Here is a 19,681-nt window from a genome sequence, read left to right on the forward strand (position 1 = left end):
TCCTTGAAGCCTAGCGGCCGATCTTCAACCGCATGCCAAGCCATCCTGGCAGGCCGGCGGCGTGGATCTTGCGGGCTGTTTCTTCGTGATCATAGGGAACACGAACCATCGTGACCTCTTGCCGCTGCGTGTCGACAAGAACAAAACACGCCGCCGGGTTGCCGTCGCGCGGTTGGCCGACCGCGCCGGCGATCACCAGGTGCCGCCTCATCTCCGACAGGGGTGCAGCCACATTGTCGTGCGGCTGAAAATGCATCGGCCGGCGACCGGGCAGCGCGTAGTAGATGGCGGGAATGTGGGTGTGGCCGCAGAAAACGAAGCGGGCCTCGCTTGCCGAGAGGCAGCGTTCCGCTGCATCCAGGTCGCGTATATAGAGCCACTTCCCCGGTCGCTCCGCACTTGCGTGCACATACAGGCGGTCTTCGGATTGCAGCGAGAGCGGCAATCGCGCCAGGAAATCAAGATGTGCCGGAGCGATGCGTTCGCGAGTCCACTGGACGGCGAACCGCGCGTTCTCAGTCATGTTGCCTCGGTTCAGCGCCACAGCTTCGTCGTGGTTGCCCAAGATGCAAAGCGCGCCGTCGGCCATCAGATCGGCGGCCTTCTCGATCACATAGACGGGATCGGGACCGTAGCCGACCAGATCTCCCAGCAATACCAACTCGTCTGGACTGCCGCGTTCGTGAACAGCTTCCATGACCGCGTCGAACGCCTCGCGATTGGCATGGATGTCAGACAGGATTGCAATGCGCATTCAACCTTGTCCCAGAGTTTGGCAAAGAATGGCAAGGCGCCTGCCGCGAGTGATTTGATACGGCTGCGTCGCGATCATTGGGGACGACTAAAGCAACGTGCCGTCTCTTTGGGGTGGCGCAACATGGCTGAGTGACGCCGAGCCTGCTTTAGCGTCTGCCGTCGCGTCTTTGGAAACCAGGCGTATGACAAAGACGACGTATCCGACCTGCAGAACGACCAAGGCGAAAATCGCCCAACCCAGTGCTGTCCAGACCGAGCCCGTTGCCGCGTAGGTCCACACCGCGACGATGGTCGAGGTGACAAACATTCCGACCAGGAATTGCGGAAGATACATCGCTGCCTACCCAGCCGTTCCGATGCAAGATTTCGAAACGGCTCCCTATTGCTACCGCCCAAAGCGAAGGAGGACTTAAGCGACCGGCGCGCCTGGACACTTGATGTAGATCAACAATCCGCCCGACTAGGTAGTTTCCCGTAGGGACAAAACCGAATTTCGCGACCCGCGGATTCGCGCGATTGCTGTGTCACGGAACAACCGGGAAAACAGCCATGCACGCTTACACCGCCTCCAGAATTTCATTGCCGTCGCATTCTGCTCAGCCAAGCCTGCCGGACGCGTTCGACCCGGCACCGCTGCAGCCGGTCAGCTTTTTTCCCGCCGGCGCGGAAATCTATGCCCAGGGTGAGAGGGCTGGGGCCTTCTATCAGGTCGAGTTCGGCGCCGTGCGCATCTACCGCCTGCTTGCCGACGGTCGCCGGCAGATCAGCGCCTTTCACCTTGCCGGAGAGACATTCGGCTTCGAGGCTGACACGACACATCATTTCTTTGCGGAGGCAATCAACGCCACCGCTGTCCGCGTCCTAAGGCTCACTGCCGGGGCGGACATGTCGCGCCAGCTGCTGCCCTTGGCGCTGAAGGGCCTGACGAGGGCGCAGGAGCACCTCCTGGTGCTCGGCCGCCAGAACGCTATCGAACGCGTAGCCGCTTTCCTCGTGGATATGGCGGAGCGGCAAGGCGGATTGCGGCAGGTCGAACTGCCAATGTCGCGCATGGACATCGGCGACTATCTCGGCCTCACCATCGAGACCGTGTCGCGGGTCTTCACCCGGCTGAAGGACAAGGGCGTCATCCGGCTGCTCAACCTGCGCAGCATTGAAATCGTCAAGCATGACGCCCTTCACTGCATGAGCGAATGACCAAGGCATAGCGAAGAGGCCAAAGGAAGCCTTGTCTTCCCCCACCGTCTTTGCAACGGGCGTGACCTTTCAGCCCTCGGCTCGCTGTATCCGCCCAGCTTCAGAACAACCCAGGTTTAGAGGTCCGCATATGACCACGAACAACACACTTACCACCCATAGCGGGTTTCGCTTCGAAGTGCGCCGCGCGCGCCCTGAAGATGAGCCAACGCTGGCCGAGTTCTTCACTCATGTGACTGCTGACGACCTGCGCTTCCGCTTTCTCGGCGCTGTGAAGGAAGTCTCGCATGAACGGCTGGTCGCGATGACGCGTTCAGATGACGCCCATATCCATAATTTTCTAGCATTCTCGACCGACGGGATGCTCATCGCGGTTGCGACGCTGGCAAGCGATCGAGCCGATCGAAACGGCGAGGTTGCGATATGCATTCGCCAGGACCGCAAGCATCTGGGCGTTGGCTGGGAGCTGCTCGCCTATGTTGCGAAATATGCCGAAGAACTCGGCCTCAAAGCGATCGAGTCGATCGAGAGCCGTGAAAACCGTGCTGCGATCGAGGTCGAGCGCGACATGGGTTTCACCGTCACCACCGATCCCGACGATGCGACGCTTGTCCTGGTTCGACGAGAGCTAGGGGCGCGATCAGCCGGGTAGCTACTGCGGTCTCTCCTTGGCCGTTTCGCACGCGGCAGGTCGAAAGTCGAGTATCTCGGTGGCTACAGCGCTTTCTTCATCCGCTGGAATGACAAGGACATCGACGCGGGAATTCGCTGCGCTGACCACCTCCTCGCCTCCTCGGTTTCTCTCCTCGTCGAGACCGACTCCGAGCCAGACAGCGGCAACGCTGATCCTCTTCCGGACCAACGGCGCGTTTTCGCCGATGCCGGCAGTGAACACCAGCGTGTCCAATCCTCCCATGGCAGCGGCCAGCGATCCTATCTCGCGTCCGATGCGGTAGACAAAGAGATCGACAGCCTCGGCGGCGGCGGGATCGTCTGAGTCGATCAGCGTCCGCATATCGCCAGATATTCCAGACACTCCGAGCAGGCCGGATTGCTCGTAGAGAAGCGTGACCAGTTCTTCCCCAGAAAGCCTCCGTTCCTGCAGCAAGTGGAGGATGACCCCCGGGTCGAGTGCGCCGCAACGCGTGCTCATCAAGAGGCCGTCCAGCGTCGAAAACCCCATCGTCGTGGCAATACTTCGTCCTGCGTCCATGGCGCACAGGCTGGCGCCGCTGCCGAGATGGGCGACGATCGTGCGGCCGCCGGCGTGAGCGCCGTAGCGGTCACGCAGCTTCGAAGCGATATGGCTGTACGACAGACCGTGGAAGCCGTAGGAAACGATGCCCGTCTCAGTCATCGCGCGCGGCAACCCGTATATTTTGGCAAGCTCCGGCCGGGCCGAATGAAACGCCGTGTCAAAGCACCCGATCTGGAGGGCCCGCGGCAAGAGTTCAGCAGCCAGCGCGACAATCTCGAGATTGATCCGTTGGTGGATGGGCGCCAGGGGCTCTAGCAGGCGCAGTGCTTCGAGCGTGCGTTCGTCGAGCAGCGTCGCTTCAGTGAAGTCATGCCCGCCGTGAACGATCCTGTGCCCTACCCTGTCGATGCCGCGCAGGAGATCGTTTTCTGCGAGCACAGATGCAACCGCCGCGAACGCCTTGACCATATCGATCGGGGCTTCGCCAAGGCTCTTTTCGATCATGGACCTGCCGGCCGCGGCCTCGACACGCAGCCGCGGTTGTTGACCGAGAGAGGAGACATTGCCGCGCAGCAGTAGCGGGAGCTCGCCGCGTTGCTCGAAGACGGCGAACTTCAGGCTCGAAGAACCACCATTCAGGACAAGAATCGCATCGGTCATGAAGCCATCCGGCACCTTGCCGTCCCTATGTGCTCGGATACGGGCAACCGCTCAATCTGAAGGCTTTGGCGTTGCGTCAGGATCCTGCCCCCACTTCCAGTCAAGGATCTCCGGCATATCCTGCCCATGGGCGCGAATATAGGCTCGGTGTTCAAGCAGCTTGCTTTCCATCGCCTGCTTTAAGGCGACCCAACCGCTCTTGAGGCGCGGCACCCAGTCGAGGACGCTCTGGACGATATGAAAGCGGTCGAGGCCATTCAGCACCGTCATGTCGAAGGGCGTCGTGGTCGTGCCCTCCTCATTGTAGCCGCGCACATGGATGTTGTCGTGGTTGGTGCGTCGATAGGTTAGGCGATGGATGGTCCAGGGATAGCCGTGATAGGCAAAGATCACGGGTTTATCCGGGGTGAACAGCGCATCGAACTCGCGGTCCGACAGGCCGTGCGGATGGTATTCCTTCGGCTGAAGAGTCATCAGGTCAACGACATTGACAACCCTGATCCGGAGATCTGGAACCTGTTGCCTGAGGATCTGCACTGCGGCCAGCGTTTCGAGGGTCGGGACGTCGCCGGCGCAAGCCATCACGACGTCGGGCTCAGCCCCGTCGTCCGTTGACGCCCAGTCCCAGATGCCGATCCCTGCCCGGCAGTGAACGATTGCCCTGTCCATTGACAGCCACTGCCAGGATGGCGGCTTTCCGGCGACAATGACGTTGATACGGTTCCATGTCTGCAACACATGATCGGTTACGCAGAGCAATGTGTTGGCGTCCGGCGGCAGGTAGACCCGCACGATATCGGCCTTCTTGTTGAGAGCGACGTCGATGAAGCCAGGGTCCTGATGGCTGAAGCCGTTGTGTTCCTGATGCCAGACATGGCTCGACAACAGATAATTCAGCGATGCGATCGGTCGCCGCCACGGGATATCGCGGCAGGCATCCAGCCATTTCGCATGCTGATTGAACATGGAATCGACGATGTGAATGAACGCCTCGTAGCAGGAAAACAGGCCATGGCGGCCGGTGAGCAGGTAGCCTTCCAGCCAGCCCTGGCAGGTGTGCTCGGAGAGGATTTCGAGAACCCGGCCATCGCGCCCCAGATGAACGTCTTCGGGCAGGATCGTTTCCATCCAGCCACGCTCGGTCACTTCGAACACGTCCTGAAGGCGGTTCGAGGCAGTCTCGTCAGGGCCGACGATCCGGAAGTTCTTCGCGGCCTCGTTCAACTGCATGACATCACGCAGGAATCTGCCCATGACCCGCGTCGACTCGGCCTTGATGGCGCCCGGGTGCTCGAGCGCAATGGCGTGGTCATGCAATCCGGGCAGTTCGAGAGACCTGCGCAACAGGCCGCCATTGGCGTGCGGGTTTGCGCTCATCCGTTTCGTTGCCTGGGGTGCCGTGGCACGGATCGAAGAGACCGGAGCGCCGGTGGCGTCGAACAGCTCTTTGGGCCGGTAGCTTCTCAGCCACTCCTCGAGCAACTTGAGATGCTCGGGGTTTTCCGCAAGGCCCGACAAGGGAACCTGGTGCGAGCGCCAGAAGCCCTCGGTCTTCAGACCGTCGACCTCTTTCGGGCCGGTCCAGCCCTTGGGGCTGCGCAGCACGATCATCGGCCATGTCGGTCGCGACGCGGTCACCGCAGATCCGTTGCGTGCGGCATGCTGGATAGAATGGATCCGATCAAGCGCATCGTCGAGCACGCTCGCCATCCGCTCATGCATCAGGGTTGGCTCGTGGCCTTCCACGAACAACGGCTCATAGCCGTAGCCGGCAAACAGCGCGCGCAATTCGTCTTCGGGAATGCGGGCCAGAATGGTTGGATTGGCGATCTTGTAGCCGTTCAGATGCAGGATCGGCAGCACCGCCCCGTCGCGCGCCGGGTTGAGGAATTTGTTGGAATGCCATGCGGCAGCCAGTGGCCCCGTTTCAGCCTCGCCGTCTCCGACCACGCAGGCGACCACAAGATCCGGATTGTCGAAGGCGGCGCCATAGGCGTGCGAAAGCGAGTAACCCAACTCGCCGCCTTCATGGATGGAGCCGGGCACATCGGGCGCGGCATGGCTCGGGATGCCGCCGGGGAATGAGAACTGCCGGAACAGCTTGCGCATTCCTTGCTCATCCATCGATATATCCGGATTGAACTCGCTGTAGGTGCCCTCGAGATAGGTATTGGCCACCATTGCCGGGCCGCCGTGTCCGGGGCCGCAGACATAGATCACATTTGCGTCCCTGAGCCTGATGACACGATTGAGGTGCGCATAGATGAAACTCAATCCCGGCGACGTTCCCCAATGGCCGAGCAGGCGCGGCTTGACGTGTTCCAGCCGCAACGGTTCGCGCAGCAGCGGATTGTCGAGCAGGTAGATCTGGCCGATCGTCAGATAGTTGGCAGCGCGCCAATAGGCGTCAATGTCGCGCAACTCTTGTTCGGACAATCGTTTGGTGTTGACTGATTTTGCCGAATGTTCGGTCATCTGATTTGGCTCCGTTGCTCATTTTGCGAAAGCCTGCGGATTGCGCCTCAGACATGGTACCAACGCATCGTTCGCCTTTCGGTTCATCATTGCTCGGCCCGACCGTCGCTGCGCGCATCAAGCTGGGCGTCGGCGCTGGTCGGAACACGCTCAGACTTGCATCAGTAATCAGGTTTTCAGCCGCTCCCGCCAGAAATGTTTCAGGAACTCAAGGCAGATTAGCACTGCCGCCCCGGCCGCAAACGTCACAGCCAGGTCGTCCAGGTGCAGCGGTCCGAACTGGAAGAGACCACTCGCGAGCGGCCATAGGAGCGTCCCGCCCAGCGCTGCAGCAACCACCACGACGACGAAAGCAAGCGATGGATTTGGCCGGATTAACGCAGTCAGCAGCGACTCGCTGAACGTACGGTTGACGAAAATCAGCCCAACGATCGTCAGCACCAGCGAAAAGAACGTCAGGGCTCGAATCTTGTCTTCCGGCATTCCCCAATGCAAGGCGAAGAGGAAGATGCCCGCGACAAGCGCGAATGCCAGCATTCCTTGCACAACGCTCCATGCGATCAACGAGCGCGAGAAGAGCGCCGCTTCCGGATCCCGCGGCGGACGCTTCATCGTGTCATCTTCCTCGGTTTCTGCTTCAAAGACCAATGAGCAGACCGGATCGATCACCATGAAAGGCGATGTGAATTGGCCCGAACAGGATAGGAAGCCCAAACAGCAATGGAAGCAGGGCCAGCCCGGCGATCGGTACGTGCACGGCAAGAATGAAGCCCATTGCCTTGCGCAGATTGTCGTAGATGCGGCGGCCCAGCCGGATGGCTTTGACTATCGACCCGAAATCGTCGTCGAGGAGGACGATGGACGACGCCTCCCGCGCGACATCCGTGCCGCGACCGCCCATGGCAATGCCAATGTTTGCGGCTTTCAGCGACGGAGCATCGTTGACGCCGTCTCCCGTCATGGCGACAATCTCGCCATTGGCCTTCAAGGCTCTGACGATTGCCAATTTCTGCTCGGGCATGATCCGCGCGAACACCGCTGCGGTTTTCACGCGCGCCGACAGGGCTGCGGCATCCAGTGTCTTGAGCTCTTCACCGGTGACGACATCGTTGAAATCGAGTCCAGCCTGCCTGGCGATTGCTCTCGCGGTCGCGGGATAGTCCCCGGTAATCATGATCACTCTGATTCCGGCGGAGCGGCAATTGCTCACCGCGTCCGGAACCCCTGAACGCAGGGGATCGGCAAGTCCGACGAGGCCCATGAATTCGAAATCGAAACCAGTCTGCTTGTCCGGCAATTGATCGCCAGCATGGCTGGAACGCGCCACGCCTAGGACGCGCAGTCCTTCCGTTGCCATGGCGTCCACAACATCCTTGACCGAATCGACACGATCCGCAGGTAGACGGCAGAGTGCCGCGATGGCCTCCGGCGAACCTTTGGCGGCAATGAGGCAGTCGCCGCCTCCAGCCGACGATTGCCAGGCATTCGACATTGCCAGCAGTTCAGGGCGCAACCCATAGGCGCGGGCCAGTTTCCGATCAGCGCTGTCTGCGCGCTTGGGCAATCGCTCCTGCGCGAGTTTGTGAAATGCCCTTTCCATTGGATCGAAGGGTATCTCGGCACTGGCAAGCAAGCCGATCTCGACCAACTCCCCAAATGCCGCCGGCATCTCTGTGTCTGAGTTATTCAGCAGGCGAAACAGTTTGCTATCAGGCGTTCTCAGTTCTGCAATTGTCATGCGGTTTTCGGTCAGCGTTCCGGTCTTGTCGGTGCAAAGGACCGTTGCCGATCCAAGCGTCTCGATCGCTGCTGCACGACGAGTGAGCACGCGCGCCTGCGAGATGCGCCATGCGCCCATGGCCATGAAGATTGTCAGCACCATGGGAAACTCCTCGGGCAGCATCGACATGCCGAGCGCAATACCCGCCAACACCGCATCAAGCCATCCGCCGCGCAAGAAGCCATAAAGCACGACCGCGAGAACACTGACCGCCCCGCCGACCAGTGCGAAGATGCCGACAAGACGTTTTGTCTGTCGCTGCAAGCGGGGTGCTTCGGTCTCCATGGTACTAAGCGATTGCCCAATCGCACCGATTTGGCTGAGCGGACCGGTGGCCAGAACTTCGCCGATGCCCGAACCGCGAACGACGAGTGATCCGGAAAATGCGAAAGGCAAGTCGTCACCGCCCGGCCGGCGTTCGGCCGGCAGATCGCCTTCTTTGGCCGCAATCTTGCGTACCGGAACGGACTCGCCTGTCAGCAAGGACTCATCGGTCTGGATATCCCGGCTATGGATGAGCATGATATCGGCCGGAACTCGATCCCCCTCGCCCAGCACGACAATATCGCCGCGCACCACCTCGCGACCCGCAATCCGCTTGCGTTCGCCATCGCGCATCACCAGGGCGCGCGGACTTGTCAGGTCGCGCAACGCCTCGAGGACACGCTCGGTCCGCGCCTCCTGGACGATGGTAATCCCCACAGACAAGGTGGCAAATGCAAGCAGGATCAACGCCTCCTGAAGATCGCCAAGAAGCAGGTAAACACAGCCTCCACCCAACAGCAGGGCAAGCATCGGCTCGCGCATGACATCGACAGCAATGCGCAACGGCGTCCGACGGTTTGATCTGGGCAATTCGTTGAAGCCTTCGGTGACAAGCCTAGCCCGTGCTTCGGCCTCGCTGAGGCCGGTCAAGGCAATGGTCGATGAGGTGGCTCGAGACATTTAGGCCTTCTTCCATCGCCAGCGCGCTGTTTGGGTGCGCCGTCAGGCTCCGTCACTTGCTCAGATGCTACTGCCGCCGGTGTCGAGCGCTCGTCGCATTCGTCTGATGATTGCTGCGCGACCCCGTTCGTCGGCCGCGGCGCTGACCGCCTCGTTTACGTCCAGGAGAAGCTTTGAAAGGTCGTTGTGCCAGTCGAGGCGGGCAATCTTTTCCGGCCTCAGACGGCGGGGCTCGTTGACCTCGACCGGCAAACTACGACCGGGGGTCAATTGGAAAGCATCGTCCAGCCTCGGGATGATGATCTTGTCGTCGGGTATCAATCCTGCAAGCCTTCCACGCAGGCCGTCGAGTCCAGCTTCCTCTCCATGCGTCAGGAACACCTGCTGCTTCACCGGAGTTCGGGCCTTGAGCCAGGCGACCAGTTCGCTGGCGTCGGCGTGGCCGGAATAGAGGTCGAACAGGCTGATACGTGCCTTGACCTCGACTTCCTCACCCTGGATGCGCACGCGCTGCGCGCCGTCGAGCAGGATCCTGCCAAGCGACCCTTGGGCCTGATATCCAGCCATCATCACCGTGGCGTTCCGGCGCCAGAGATTGGCCTTGAGATGATGGCGGATACGCCCCGCATCGCACATGCCGCTGGCGGCGATCACCACAAAGAAGCCGGTGAGACGGTTGATCGCCTTGCTCTGTTCCACCGTCTCGGTGAAGCGCAGCTCCTTCGAGTTGAGGGCCAGGCGTAGCACGTCACCCTTTTCGATCTCATGGGCATGGCGCTCAAAAATCGCACTGGCGCGTGTTGCCAGCGGCGAGTCAACGAAGACCGGGGCTGACGGCACCTCCCCCGCTTTCATGAGCAAATACAGGTCGACCAGCAGTTCTTGCGTCCTCTCGACAGCAAAGGACGGAATAATGAGCGGGCCGCCGGCCTGGGCGGCGTCACGTACGATGTCACCGAGCTGGGATCGCCGCTGTTCGGGCGAAACGTCCGGCCGGTCGCGGTCGCCATAGGTCGACTCGCAGATCAGATAATCAACGTCGGAGGGGCCCTCGGGATCGGTCTGAAGCAGCTTGTGGCCTGGACCGATGTCGCCCGAAAATATCATGCGCAGCGGCGCATCATGTCGGTCGATCTCGAGCTCCACCGATGCCGAACCAAGCAGGTGGCCCGCGTTCCAGAAGCGGGCGCGAAGGCCATCGGCGACGGTGGTCCATTCGCCATATTCCAAGGCGCGAAACAGTGTCATGCACGCGGCGGCATCCTGCAGACCGTAGATCGGCTCGACGGGCGGGCGACCGCGCTGCGCATTGCGACGGTTCAGCTGCTCGACCTCCATTTCCTGGATATGCGCCGCGTCCGGCAGCATGACCGAGCAAAGATCGATGGTGGCGCGGGTCGTATGGATGGGACCAGAAAAGCCCTGTTTGACCAGTTTCGGCAAAAGGCCGCTGTGATCGATATGCGCGTGCGTCAGGATGACAGCGTCAATCGCATCCGGTGGAAACGGGAACGCCCCGTAGTTCAATTCCCGTTCGGACTTCGATCCCTGGAACAGGCCGCAGTCAACGAGAATCCGCCAGCGCGGCGTCTCGATCTCATAACATGAGCCGGTGACGCCGTGGGCTGCGCCGTGGAAACGCAGGATAGGATCCGTGTCACCTCTCATCTCGCGACGACCTAATGCGACAGGAGGACGGGCAGGCGCAGATCCCCGAGAATGCCTTCGGTGGCACCGCCAAGCACGAAGTCCCTGACGCGAGAGTGGCCGTATCCGCCCATGACAAGCAGGTTGCCGCCGATCTTCAGAGCATGCTCCTGAAGCGCTGTTCCGATTGAACTGTCCCCTGCCTGGATAGAGACAGCCTCGGCCACCAGACCACGCGTCCTCAAGCCCAATGCAAGGCGTTCGCCGATGCCCTGTCCCGGAAGCGGTTTTTCGTCGGTCACGGTCACAACGGTGATCATGGAGGCACGTTCGAGAAAAGCCCGAGCGTCGGCAATGGCTCTTGCGGCCACCCGGCTGCCGTCCCAGGCGATAACGACATGTCCAAGGGTCCCGACATCCGTGGAGTCGGGAAGAAGCAGGGTCGGTCGACCCGATCCGAACAGGATCGCTTCGGCCAACATTCGCGCCGCCTGGTTGTCCGGCGCCCAGCCGACCAGGCAGACATCGAAATAGCGCGAATGCTTCGCGGCAACATCGCCCATCAAGGCCGGTGGTGCTGTCAACTCCTGCGTACTGAGGGTCACACCCGCATGCGCGGCCTCTTGAACAATTGCCTCGAGCAGATCCTTGCCACGCTTGCGACTGGTCGCCTCAGCCTCTTGTATCTTGTAGGGAAGATCGAGCAGATAGGTCGACAGCGCGTTCGAAACGTCGGGGATGTCGACATTAATGGCAACAGCATGGAGCGCTGTGTCGATCTGCTTGGCGAGAGCGATCGCGTTCGCCGCGATTTTCCGGGAGTTCGCGTCGGGGTAGGTCGCCAGGTAGACAGCTGCCATGAGCTTCATCGGATTCCGCCTCGATTCGAGCAGGCCCAAATGGCCATCTTTCATGGCATTTGTAATCACGAGGGGTGAGCTCGGCTTTGATCCACCGCAAATGCGTTGGCACTGGATGACGAGCACACCGATGTCTGAATTGCCAAACCGTCGAAAGCCCTGAGGGGTGGCCAACCTTCGTCTAGGAACGGTGGGAGCCCTCTACTAGGTCGAATTCGGCGCAGGGGTGATCCCTAACGCTGGACTTTGCGACCTGTGGCGCGACGAACTTTGTCTAGGAAGGGATGCTGCCGATTGCAGTTCGTTGCTAGGCCCTTTGGTTCAATAGGTACGCAAGCACATGCCTACTTAGCTCAACTTATAGGCACGTCAGCCATTGCTCAACTAAGACTGAAGTCCCCGGTCTTCCGTGGGTTCTGTCCCTGCAGGCTCGCCGAGAAGCGACCTCCAACCTGTACGGTTCGACGTGCGGAAAGTTGCGAAGCATCTCCCAGAGACTTCGGGCCACTTGACCCAAGGCTGGGTAGCATCATCCAGACCGACGAAAATGTATGAGGGTTCACTAAAAAGTTCGGAACATCAAATGGACAGGAACAGAACCAAAGCGGTTACATCAGACCTTCGAAAGCAAGCAGCAAGACTTTAGTCCGATAGAGAAAAAGCCCACCACCGAGGTTTCAGCAGCGGGCTTTTAAGGGGCTACATCCACGAAGGGAATTGACCGCCTTGCAAGTACAAACTCGGATGGGGCGGCTATGGCTCCCGGTGGTTCCGTTACGGCCTGAGTTGGGCGCCGCCAACTCAACGAAAGCCGGCCGCAACCTAGCTGGCAACCAGCGGAACGGTGACGGTCGTAGCGTAATTTATCGGATACTGGTCGAAATAGGGGAAGGCGATGACGAAGGCATAGCTGGCGGTCAGATGCGCCATCTTGAAGCCGCCGCTGGCAGGGTCGATCGCGATCGTCACAACGACGTTCTGCAGACCCAGGTTCGCCAATTTCTCCGTAGCGATGGCCTGGATGTCGCTCTCCGAAAGCGTGTTGTTCAGTTGCAGCGCCCGAGAAGAGGTCTCCAGCGTATAGCGGACGGTCGACACGGCGTTCATGGCCCAGCCGAAGGCGAAGATTCCGAACAAAAGCATCACCAGGATCGGCGCGATCAAGGCGAATTCCAGCCCTGCTCCGCCGGAACAGTCACGGCGCCATCTGGACCCGATCCTTTCAGCGGACACGGATCACCTCCTGGTGAGTGATCGCGCGCGGGTCCGGGAAGACACCGAAGTTGAACGGGGGCACCCAGGTGCCCGTCGCCGTTATCTGGACGAAGACGGTCGGCAGCTTCGTTCCGCCGCAAATGGTGGTCGCATCCACGACCGTGGTGCCGCACAAATAAGAGCGGACCAGCACGACCGCGGCGTCCTCGGGCTTGTTGTTCCAGCTCGAAAACGCGACCGCCTGCGTTCCCGTGTCATTGGACGCGCCGGCCATCACGAGATTGGCCGCGGTTTTGACGCCGGCGCGCATCTGCAGGTAGCTCGTCACGTAGGACCAGCCGTCGGCGATGCCGAAGCAGACGAGGCACAGGACGGGCAGCAACATGGAAAATTCCACCGCAGCTACCCCGGATTTGTCCCGGACAATGCGCAAGGTCCGCCCACCCATCCCGCTACTCGACAAGCTGAACGGACTGCGTCGCCGGAATGTCCTTCATCCCGAGGCTGGTGCAGTCCTGCTTGATGGTCGTACTGCCGGACCATTGGATGGTGTCCGCGACGACCTGAGTGCAGCCGCCGCTCCCCGAGAAGTTGCCAAGGTAGTTGACCTGCTGCCTGGGGAAATAGATGGCGCCTGTCAGAAGCGAGTTCGCGGTGCCGTTGAAAGTGCTCTGCGCCGCAGTCCCGGTCCTGTCGCCGTAGAACAGCACGCCGGAATAGGTTCCGGATGTCGGCGCGCTCAGCGTCACCTTGGCGTTGCCGTTCATGCTGACGGTGTTGCTGCCTGCCATGAAGATGGTTACCCCGCTGCCCGCGACGATCGCGTTGGCGTTGACCTTCATACTGCCCTGCACGACATAGACGCCGGGTTGCAGGGTGACGTTGCCGCTGAGGCTCATGCCGCTGCAGTAGGTGCCAGGCTGGAGCGTTTGCGAGGATTTGCTGCCGTTGACGTTCTTGCACGGGTTGCTGGCCGCAGGAGTCGCCAGGCTGGAGAAAGGATCGGCTGCGGGCAACGCCTGGGTGATGTTGGACTTGCAGACCGTGGTCGCCGGATTGTTCAGCACCATGCCGCCGACCGTGATCAGGCAGTCGGCGTTGAGCACAGCCGATCCCTGCGTCTTTATGGCGTCCGAGGCAATCGAGTCCGACATGACCGAACAGCCGGTGAGGTTGACGGTGGTGTTGCCGGAAAAGAGCGCAGCCTGGGCGGCCGACGGACTGAGCGCCAGCACGCAGGCCTTGGAGGCGTCGGTGATCAGCGCCACCGCCCTTGCCTGTTCGGCAACGGGCGCCTGGTTGAAAATCGCCGTGAAGTAGCGATCGAGGTTCTGCTTGACGATGACCTCCACCGCCTTCTTCGCGGTGTTCGGGCCGGACAATGGCGGCGTGTTGACCTCGATCGTGCCCGGCGTGGCAAAATTGTTCGAGGTCGCCGACTGCGTCGCGGCGGCGATGATGGTTGGGTTGTCGGACCCCGCGACTTTCTCGAGCGCACCGGCATAGGCCGCGGCATCGGCCACCGCCTGCAGCTTCAGACTGTTGTAGTACCAGAGGGAGGTCTCGACACCAAGTCCCGCGCCACCGACGACGACCGGCAAGGTGAAGGCAAAGGTGATGGCAACGTTACCGTTCGCGGCGCGTTTTAGGCGGCCGAAAACAAACCACATCCAGGTGAACGCATTGAATGCCATATGTTATTAGAAACCACGAATAGATAAACGAATGTCTAAGAACTCCATTCCGATTCGACGTAGTCCGACGGGCCAGGCGCAATTGTCGCGACCGCGCCTCATGTTGTCGGAGATATCGCACCAGAATCGATGAATGCGGACATCGTTTTCATGGAGAGGTCATATGCCGCTATCGCGAACTTTGTTGTCGATCAAATGACATTTGCTGCCCGTCTGCGACGAAGCTATCGAGAAGACAGTGGATGGATTCAAGGCGCAAAATTGTTCAAATGTGCGGCGAGGCCGGAACGACTATCACCGGCACACTGAAGGGGCGCCTGACAGAAATGGATTTTGATTGGCAACGCATCAACGCTTCAGCTTCGTTTGCCGAGCGCGACTACGTGACGAACAAGCTGTCGACGTGGATGCCCATTCTTGAACCGCTAAGGGACACGCCGCTTTCGATTCTGGAAATTGGCTCCATGGAAGGTCGCTCCGCGCTCTTCTTTGCCAGCTATTTGCGAAAGGCCGTCATCACCTGCGTTGATCCCTTCCACAAACGGGAGAAAAGGTTCGACAGGAATTTGAAGCGCTACGCCGATCGGGTTACGAAGATTCGCGACTTCTCGCTGCCGGCGCTGATCAGGCTACGCCAGGCAGGGGCGGAATTTGACCTGGTTTATGTCGATGGCTGTCACGAGCGCGAAAGCGTCATGATGGATAGCGTCCTGGCATGGGGGATGCTCAAGCTTGGCGGCATGCTCATTTGGGACGACTACACTGACTATAAGGACGACAAGGCCAATTGGGAACGTCCCACGTCCGCCGTCGATGGCTTCCTGGTCGCCTACGCGCAAGAGTTTCAAGAGATCTCGCGTACCAAACAACTCATCGTGAAGAAGACTGCCGATACCCCGCGCTGCCCGGTGAGGGGAAAGATCGGCTCACGCCGCCTCGGGAACTTTGTACGATCCATCCAGGGCTGGCTTTGAGAGCCACGGCGACGGGACGCGCGCCTCGAAGAGCCTTGCGCCCAAAACCAGCCATTCCGCCACGATCAGCCCGCGAGGCGCGCACGAAACAACGTGCAGCCGTCCGCCAGGCGCGACCTCGAGATATCCCGAAATCCTGCCTCGCTCATCCACGCGCGATACTGACCTTCGGTGTACGATTCGCCTGCGCGATAGAGGTTCAGGAAGGTGAGATTGAGAAAGACACCCTCGGGCGGGCCGAGGCGGTCGTCATCGACGACACCCCACCCCGCAATTGCGATCTCGCCTCCTTGTGTAAGGCAACGCGCGGCGTTCAGAATCGAACTACGCGCCTGATCCGGCGGCAGGACCTGGACGACGGCCTTCAGGATCGCCAGATCGTGCCGACCGATCGATGGCGCGACAGTTATGTCGCCTTCTTCTACGACCACGTCGTCGGCACCGTATTCCGACAGGATGGCTGGCGCGACCGCTGCGACCGTTGGCAGTTCCATCAGCGTCGCCGCAATGTGCGGCCACCGCTCGCGAAGTCCGACGAGAATGGTCCCGGCGCCGCCGCCAATGTCGATCACCGAGCCGATCGCCGACAGGTCCAACTCGCGGGCCAGATTTCGGCCGAAAATCACCCCGCCCGGTGCGAGCATGCGGCTGAAGGCCGCCGCGGACTCAGGCCCCGCTTCGGAAAAGTCGTGCAGCGCAGCCGGACGGTTCTGTCGCAACGACTCGGCGGTCAAAAGGTCGGCTCCCCAGAGCTCGCGCAGCAGCGCATGGTCGCCGCCGCGATAGGTCGGCTTGGACGCGTCGAGGAATTCCGACGCTTCGGCTCCGTTGCGAAATTGACCATCCTCGACTTCGAGGAGAGCGATGCTGGCGAGCGCGTAGAGGAGCCGCGACAGACGATCGGGCTCGACCTTGAGCGCCGCCCCAAGGCTGTCGGCAGCCATCGCGTTGCCGCCGAGCCGGGTGAAGATGCCAAGATCCAGCCCGGCGCGAAGCGCCAAGGCCGGGGGCACCCCGGCGATCAGCTTGTCGATCCGATCAAAATCCAGCATGTCATATCCCGTTGCGCGATCCGGGACCGACTTTGAAACAGCTCGGCTAACCTCGTCAAATCAGCTTACCAGCGCTCGCCCGCTCTCCGCGTCGAACAGGTTCAGCTTGGCGGTATCGGGTTCGACATAAAGCGTTTCACCCGGACGCGCGCTGATCCTTTCGCGAAACACGGCAACCGCCGGCACGCCGGCCATCGTCAGATGGACCTGGGTTTCGGAACCCGTCGGCTCGACCACGTCGATCGCTGCGGTTACCCCCTTTCCGGAGGGGGATACGCTGAGATGTTTCGGCCGGAAGCCTTAGCGCACTTGCTTTCCCTCCGCCGCGCTAAACCCCGGGCCGATCGGCAAAAGCGTGCTGTCATACGCCCGCACCGCGCTCTTGCCGTCCACCGCGCTGTCACAATAGGTTTATCCTGCAGCGATACGGAAAACGCTCTCCCCGTCCGGTGCTGTTTTGGCCGGTGCTCATTTCATCCATTTTGAGGTTTCCCATGCGCAAGATCCTTTTCGCCGCCATGTTGCTGGTCTCGGCCGCCTCGGGCGCTTCGGCTGCCGACGGCAAGCTGGTGCTCTACACCAGCCAGCCGAACACGGACGCCCAGCGGACCGTGGATGCCTTCATGGCCAAGAACCCGGGCATCAAGGTCGAATGGGTGCGCGATGGGACGCCGAAGATTCTGGCCAAGCTGCGCGCCGAGATCGAAGCCGGCCAGCCGCAGGCCGACGTGCTGCTCATCGCCGATGTCGTGACCATGGAAGGGCTGAAGAAGGAAGGCCGCCTGCTGGCCTATCCCGGCGCCGACGTCTCCGGCATCGACGCTGCCCTCTACGACAAGGACAAGACCTATTTCTCGACCAAGCTGATCACCACCGGCATCGTCTACAACACCAAGGCGCCTTTCGTGCCGACCAGCTGGGAAGATTTGACCAAGCCGGAGGCCAAGGACCTGATTGCCATGCCGAGCCCGCTGACCTCGGGTGCGGCGATGATCCACACGGTAACGCTGACCGGCAATCTGCCGGAGGGCTGGGATTATTACGGCGCGCTGGCCAAGAACGGCGCCCAGGCAAGCGGCGGCAATGGCGATGTGCTGAAGGCCGTCAGCGGCGGCGACAAGCTGTTCGGCATGATCGTCGACTACATGCCGATCCGCGAGAAGGCCAAGGGCGCGCCGGTCGAGTTTGTCTTCCCCAAAGAAGGCGTTTCGGCCGTCACCGAGCCGGTCGCCATCCTGTCGACAGCCAAGGATACCGACGCCGCCAAGGCCTTCATCGATTTCCTTCTGTCGAAGGACGGCCAGGAAGTCGCCGCCAAGATGGGCTACATTCCGGCCCGCGCCGACGTCGCCCTGCCTGCCGGCTATCCCGACCGCGCGTCGATCAAGGTGCTGACCTATGACGCCGCTGCCGCCCTTGCCAATGACGCCGCCAACAAGGAAAAGTTCGGCGCCGTGATGAGCCAGTAAGTGCCTCATCGGCCCACGTGACATCGGCGCAGGACATTCTCCCCACACACCGGGCCGCGCCCGCCCGGTACGGAACCCTATCGGGCGCCAAGGCCGGCTTCCGCGCGGCCTCGCTGGCGGTGCTTCTGGCGATTGCTCTGCTCAGCCTGTTGCCGATGCTGCGGCTGCTCGTGGCGGCGATCGCACCGGGCGGTGAGCTCGATCTCGCCGCCTTCGCCGACCGCCTCTTAAGACCCGCCGCCTTGCGGGCGATGTGGCACACGCTGGATACCGCCATCTTCGGCGCCGTGTTCGCCGTCTGCCTCGGCGCGCCTTTTGCCGTCGCCGTCACCATGACCGACTTGCCGGGACGCAAGCCGCTCGGCTTCCTGCTGCTGCTGCCCCTGATGATCGCGCCGCAGGTCACTGCACTGTCGTGGCTGCATCTGTTCGGCCCATCGAGCACACTGCTAGGCATGTTTGGCCTGGCGCCGCCGCCCGGAACCCCCAACCCGATGCTCGGCCGCAACGGCATCATCCTGCTCTATGCCGTCCAGCACGCGCCGATCGTCTTCATCACGCTGCGCGCCGGACTGTCGCGGGTGCCGCGTGATCTCGTCGAGGCCGCGCGGGCTTCCGGCGCAACGCCGCTTCTCGTTCTGTGGACCATCGTGCTGCCAGTCGTGCGCCCCTACATAGTGGCAGCCACCGCCCTCGCCTTCGTCTCCGGTGTCGGCAATTTCGGCATCCCGGCCCTGCTCGGCATGCCGGTCAACTATCTGACCCTGCCGACACTGATCTACCAGGACCTGTCGAGCTTCGGACCGGGCGTGCTGCCGCAGATCACCGCGCTGTCGGTGCTGGTCGCCATGCTGACGCTGGCCGGCGTCGCCTGCCAGTCGCTGGCCCTGCGTGGCGCCGGCCACCGCTTTGCCGCCGGCACGCCGGCGCGCTTTTCGCTAGGGTCCGCCCGCCTGCCGCTCGCCGGCCTCGGCTGGCTGGTGATCGGCCTCATGCTGGTGCTGCCGGCCTGCGCGCTTTTGGCAACGTCGCTGGTGCCGTCCTTCGGCGTGCCGCTCGGGCTGAAGACGATGACCGCGTCCAACTATGCCGAGGTCATGGTCCGCCAGGTCTCGACGGTTCGCGCCTTCCGCAACTCTTTGCTGTTTGCCGGCAGTGCTGCGCTGATCCTCGCCGTCGGCGTCATTCCGGTGGCCGCCGTGCTCGAACGTTTCGGCCGGCGCTGGCAGCGGCTGTTGAGCGGCATCGTCGATCTGCCCTATGCGGTCCCCGGCGTTGTGCTTGCGATTGCCTGCATCCTTTTGTTCCTGCGCCCGCTGCCGCTGATCGGCAGCCTCTATGCGACCGCCGCGATCATCCTGATTGCCTATGCGATGCGGTTCTTCACCCTCGCCATGAAGCCGGTGGCGACTGCGGTCGGCCAGATCCCGCGCGACCTCGACGAGGCGGCAGCGGTGTCGGGAGCCGGCGTCCCTCGCCGGCTAATGACGATCACCACGCCGCTGGCGGCGCCGGCTGCCGTGGCCGGCGGGCTGCTGGTGTTCATGAGCGCCTTCAACGAACTGACGGTCTCGGCCCTGCTCTGGTCGAGCGGCAACGAGACGCTGGGCGTCGTGCTGTTCAGCCTCGAGGAGGCGGGCCTCGGAACGCAGGCCGCGGCGATCGCCGTCTCGACGATCGTCGTCGTCATTGTCCTGCTGCTGGTACTCGACCGCTTCGGGCGGCGACTTCCGGCGGGCGTGCTGCCCTGGCGATAACT

The 19,681-nt window shown here is 61.7% G+C and carries 15 protein-coding genes and 2 pseudogenes; 5 read left to right on the plus strand and 12 right to left on the minus strand.

Annotated features, from left to right (window positions below):
• Positions 1-10 precede the first annotated feature (10 nt).
• The gene (locus AC1D1N_RS00115) at positions 11-754 is read right to left on the minus strand and encodes a metallophosphoesterase family protein (RefSeq protein WP_436261622.1); all 744 of its coding nucleotides are present in this window, start codon (positions 752-754) and stop codon (positions 11-13) included.
• Positions 755-841: 87 nt separating this feature from the next.
• A complete protein-coding gene (locus AC1D1N_RS00120) occupies positions 842-1,090 on the minus strand; it encodes a hypothetical protein (RefSeq protein ID WP_477346093.1) in 249 nt (82 codons plus the stop codon).
• 215 nt (positions 1,091-1,305) lie between these two features.
• Here AC1D1N_RS00120 and AC1D1N_RS00125 point away from each other — a divergent pair, with 215 nt between their 5' ends.
• Both AC1D1N_RS00125 and AC1D1N_RS00130 read left to right on the plus strand, forming a co-directional pair.
• On the plus strand, positions 1,306-1,953 hold the full coding sequence (locus AC1D1N_RS00125) for a helix-turn-helix domain-containing protein (protein WP_477346094.1): 648 nt from the start codon (positions 1,306-1,308) through the stop codon (positions 1,951-1,953).
• Between the two features lie 130 nt (positions 1,954-2,083).
• Positions 2,084-2,605, plus strand: a complete 522-nt coding sequence (locus AC1D1N_RS00130) for a GNAT family N-acetyltransferase (RefSeq protein WP_436261624.1) — start codon at positions 2,084-2,086, stop codon at positions 2,603-2,605.
• Here AC1D1N_RS00130 and AC1D1N_RS00135 read toward each other — a convergent pair whose 3' ends face one another.
• From AC1D1N_RS00135 to AC1D1N_RS00170, 8 genes and pseudogenes are all read right to left on the minus strand, one after another.
• On the minus strand, positions 2,606-3,811 hold the full coding sequence (locus AC1D1N_RS00135) for an acetate/propionate family kinase (RefSeq protein ID WP_477346095.1): 1,206 nt from the start codon (positions 3,809-3,811) through the stop codon (positions 2,606-2,608).
• Positions 3,812-3,862: 51 nt separating this feature from the next.
• Positions 3,863-6,286, minus strand: coding sequence for a phosphoketolase family protein (locus tag AC1D1N_RS00140; RefSeq protein WP_477346096.1), 2,424 nt, complete (start codon positions 6,284-6,286; stop codon positions 3,863-3,865).
• Positions 6,287-6,454: 168 nt separating this feature from the next.
• Positions 6,455-9,011, minus strand: a pseudogene (locus AC1D1N_RS00145) (cation-translocating P-type ATPase).
• Positions 9,012-9,071: 60 nt separating this feature from the next.
• On the minus strand, positions 9,072-10,679 hold the full coding sequence (locus AC1D1N_RS00150) for an MBL fold metallo-hydrolase (RefSeq protein ID WP_477346097.1): 1,608 nt from the start codon (positions 10,677-10,679) through the stop codon (positions 9,072-9,074).
• 11 nt (positions 10,680-10,690) lie between these two features.
• The gene (locus tag AC1D1N_RS00155) at positions 10,691-11,527 is read right to left on the minus strand and encodes a universal stress protein (RefSeq protein WP_477346098.1); all 837 of its coding nucleotides are present in this window, start codon (positions 11,525-11,527) and stop codon (positions 10,691-10,693) included.
• An 813-nt stretch (positions 11,528-12,340) separates the two neighbouring features.
• Positions 12,341-12,751 (minus strand): TadE/TadG family type IV pilus assembly protein, encoded by a 411-nt coding sequence (locus AC1D1N_RS00160; RefSeq protein ID WP_203279128.1) that lies wholly within the window; start codon positions 12,749-12,751, stop codon positions 12,341-12,343.
• A complete protein-coding gene (locus tag AC1D1N_RS00165; RefSeq protein ID WP_477346099.1) occupies positions 12,741-13,181 on the minus strand; it encodes a TadE/TadG family type IV pilus assembly protein in 441 nt (146 codons plus the stop codon). Before AC1D1N_RS00165 ends, AC1D1N_RS00160 begins: the two co-directional genes overlap by 11 nt.
• Positions 13,182-13,185: 4 nt before the next feature.
• Positions 13,186-14,427: a pilus assembly protein TadG-related protein gene (locus AC1D1N_RS00170; protein WP_477346100.1), complete on the minus strand. Its 1,242-nt coding sequence runs from the start codon at positions 14,425-14,427 to the stop codon at positions 13,186-13,188.
• A gap of 242 nt (positions 14,428-14,669) precedes the next feature.
• On the opposite strand from AC1D1N_RS00170, the gene AC1D1N_RS00175 reads away from it, so the two are divergent.
• Positions 14,670-15,401, plus strand: coding sequence for a class I SAM-dependent methyltransferase (locus AC1D1N_RS00175; protein ID WP_477346101.1), 732 nt, complete (start codon positions 14,670-14,672; stop codon positions 15,399-15,401).
• Positions 15,402-15,466: 65 nt separating this feature from the next.
• Here AC1D1N_RS00175 and AC1D1N_RS00180 read toward each other — a convergent pair whose 3' ends face one another.
• Together AC1D1N_RS00180 and AC1D1N_RS00185 are read right to left on the minus strand one after the other, a co-directional pair.
• Positions 15,467-16,453 carry a methyltransferase gene (locus AC1D1N_RS00180; RefSeq protein WP_477346102.1) on the minus strand — a complete coding sequence of 329 codons (987 nt, stop codon included), beginning with the start codon at positions 16,451-16,453 and terminating at the stop codon, positions 15,467-15,469.
• Between the two features lie 60 nt (positions 16,454-16,513).
• Positions 16,514-16,735 (minus strand): annotated as a pseudogene (locus AC1D1N_RS00185) (TOBE domain-containing protein); the annotation flags it as partial.
• Between the two features lie 212 nt (positions 16,736-16,947).
• Between AC1D1N_RS00185 and AC1D1N_RS00190 the strand changes: the two are divergent.
• Both AC1D1N_RS00190 and AC1D1N_RS00195 read left to right on the plus strand, forming a co-directional pair.
• The gene (locus tag AC1D1N_RS00190) at positions 16,948-17,922 is read left to right on the plus strand and encodes an ABC transporter substrate-binding protein (RefSeq protein WP_477346103.1); all 975 of its coding nucleotides are present in this window, start codon (positions 16,948-16,950) and stop codon (positions 17,920-17,922) included.
• A gap of 155 nt (positions 17,923-18,077) precedes the next feature.
• On the plus strand, positions 18,078-19,679 hold the full coding sequence (locus AC1D1N_RS00195) for an ABC transporter permease (RefSeq protein ID WP_477347325.1): 1,602 nt from the start codon (positions 18,078-18,080) through the stop codon (positions 19,677-19,679).
• Positions 19,680-19,681: the final 2 nt, after the last annotated feature.

This window comes from Mesorhizobium sp. P2_B5 (assembly GCF_056404775.1).